Here is a 2,775-nt window from a genome sequence, read left to right as displayed (position 1 = left end):
TGGTGTCAGCGATCGGCATAAACCGGCCACCTGAGGATCGGCATATACCGGCCAGCTGAGCCGGTAGACAACGGCGACCAGGATCGGCATTTACCGGCCAGCACGTGATCGGCATTTACCGGCCAGTGCAGGATCGGCATATACCGGCCACTGCGTGATCGGCGTTTACCGGCCAGTCGCTGGCCGAGAGGGCGTCTCGAGTCTTCAACCACCCCACCGCTACCGTCCCAGGCTTTCATTGCCTGGAGGGCTGGCTGGTGGGTCGCAGAAGGATCGAGATGTTCCAGTACCGACAAGTTCTCGTGCGGCTGCGCGCGGGCGACACGGCGCGCGAGATCGCGCGCAGCGGCCTGCTCGGCCGCGACAAGATCACCGAGCTGGTGAGGGTGGCCCAGGCCCATGCCTGGCTCGATGTCGCCGCTGAGTTGCCCGACGACGCGACCATCGTCACGGCACTGACGCCGCCCAAGCGCGCCGCCTCCACCGTCTCCAGCCTCGAGCCGCTGCGTGAAGTTGTGCAGCGCTGGTTTGCCGCCGGCGTGCAAGGCAGCGCGATCCACGCCGCGCTCAAGCGCGAACACGGCTTCACCGGCAGCTACTCGGCGGTGCGGCGCATGCTGCAAGGCATGCAGGCGGCGCGGCCGCCCGAGGTGACGGTGCGCCTGTCGTTCGCGCCCGGCGAGGCCGTGCAGGTCGACTTCGGCGCCGGCCCCGTGCTCCCCCACCCGGACGGCAAGCCCCGGCGCACCTGGGCCTTCGTGATGACGCTGGCCCACAGCCGCCACCAGTACGTCGAGTTCGTCTGGGACCAGACCGTGGCGACCTGGCTGGGCTGCCACCGCCGGGCCTTCGAGTGGTTCGACGGCGTGCCCGAGCGCGTCATCGTCGACAACGCCAAGTGCGCCATCGTGAAGGCCTGCCGGCACGACCCGCTCGTGCAGCGCGCCTACGCTGAGTGCGCCGAGGGTTACGGCTTCCGAATCGAGGCCTGCCCGCCGCACGACCCGCAGAAGAAGGGCATCGTCGAGTCTGGCGTGAAGTACGTCAAAGGCAACTTCCTGCCCACGCGGCGCTTCCGCGACCTGGCCGACCTCAACGCGCAGGTCCGCACCTGGGTGCTGGACGAAGCGGGGCAGCGCCGGCATGGCACGACGTTGCAGCAGCCGCTGGTGCTGTTCGCGCTCGAGCGCCCGCTCATGCGCCGGCTGCCCGCCATCGCGCCCGACCTGGGCACCTGGCAGCGCGTGAGCGTGCACCGGGACTGCCATGTCCAGTTCGATCGAGCCTTCTACTCTGCGCCCTTCACCCACGTGGGCCAGGAGCTGTGGCTGCGCGCCACCGACAACGTGGTGGTGCTGTACGAGGACTACCGACATCTGGCGTCGCACCTGCGCGCCCAGCGCCCGGGTCAGCGCATGACCCAGCGCGACCACTTGCCGCCGCAGGCACGAGCCTTCTTCGCCCGCGACAAGGCCTGGTGCCTCAGTCGCGCCGCCGACGTCGGGCCCCGTTGCGCGGAACTCGTCGAGCGCCTGCTGGCCGATCGCGTCAGCGAACGCCTCCGAGCGGCCCAGGGCGTGCTCGCGCTGGGCACACGCTACGGCCACCTGCGACTGGAGACGGCCTGCGATCGCGCACTGACGCACGACAGTGCCCACTACCGCACCGTCAAGACCATCCTGGCCACCGACGCCGACCTGCAACCCACGGCCGTGCCCGACACGCCAGCGGCCTACGGCAATGCCCGCTTCACGCGGGCTGCCGCCGAGCTCTTCGACGGCGAAGGCACGCGGCACTGAACCCTGCCTCGCGCGATGCGGCCGGCGGGGCCGTGGACGCGCGCGCGGGGCCTCTTCGAGATGCCACGGCCTCAACCAAGGAATCCCCATGAACACCAATCCCATCCCCGAGCTCACGCCGCAGCTGAAGATGCTGCGCCTGTCGGGCATCCTCGACTCGCTGGAGGCCCGCAACCGCCAGGCCATCGAGGGCAAGCTGGCCTACACCGAGTTCCTCGCCATGCTCATCGGCGACGAGGTCGCGCGGCGCGAGAACAAGAAGCTCTCGATGCGGCTGCGCCGGGCGCAGTTCCGCACGAGCAAGACGCTGGAGCAGTTCGACTTCGAGCGGCTGCCGCGGCTAAACCGCGCGCTCGTGGCGGACCTGGCCGCCGGGCGCTACCTCAGCGAGAAGTCGCCCGTGCTCATCGTCGGACCGTCGGGCATCGGCAAGTCGCACCTGGCGCAGGCGCTCGGGCACTGCGCGGTGCGCCAGGGCGTCGACGTGGTCTTTTCCACCTGCACGGCGCTCACCCAGAGTCTGAACGCGGCGCGGGCCACCGGCGCCTACGAGCGCCGGCTCGCCACGCTGGCTCGCGTGCCGTTGCTGATCATTGACGACTTCGGGCTCAAGCCGCTTCGCGCGCCCGCGGACGAAGACCTGCACGACCTCATCGCCGAGCGCTATGAGCAGGCGGCCACCATCGTGACGAGCAACCTGGACTTCGCCGAGTGGGACCAGGCCTTCGCCACGAACCGACTGCTCGCCTCGGCGACGCTGGACCGGCTGCGCCACAACGCCTACTGCCTGGAACTGGACGGGCGCAGCTACCGTGATCCGAAGGTGCCGCCGACGTCGAAAAAGGGGGGATCGAAGGGCCCTGAAAACGCAGCAAAATGAAGGCCCCTACGGGGTCGTTCGAGACGCCCCTCGGCTCAGGCTCAAGTGGCCGGTAAATGCCGATCGCAAGTGGCCGGATTACGCCGATCAATGACA

Annotated in this window: 2 protein-coding genes; both read left to right on the top strand. The window is 69.3% G+C overall.

The features are described 5' to 3' along the window. Positions 1-278: 278 nt before the first annotated feature. Positions 279-1,799, top strand: a complete 1,521-nt coding sequence (istA, locus tag AC07VX_RS26805) for an IS21 family transposase (RefSeq protein ID WP_493167847.1) — start codon at positions 279-281, stop codon at positions 1,797-1,799. An 88-nt stretch (positions 1,800-1,887) separates the two neighbouring features. After that, entirely contained in the window at positions 1,888-2,679 is a 792-nt protein-coding gene (gene istB, locus AC07VX_RS26800; RefSeq protein WP_493167848.1) for an IS21-like element helper ATPase IstB, read from the top strand. Positions 2,680-2,775: the final 96 nt, after the last annotated feature.

The organism is Roseateles sp. GW821-FHT03B02 (genome assembly GCF_059421025.1).
The sequence above is the reverse complement of the archived record's forward strand: the minus strand, read 5'-3'. Positions and strand labels throughout refer to the sequence as shown.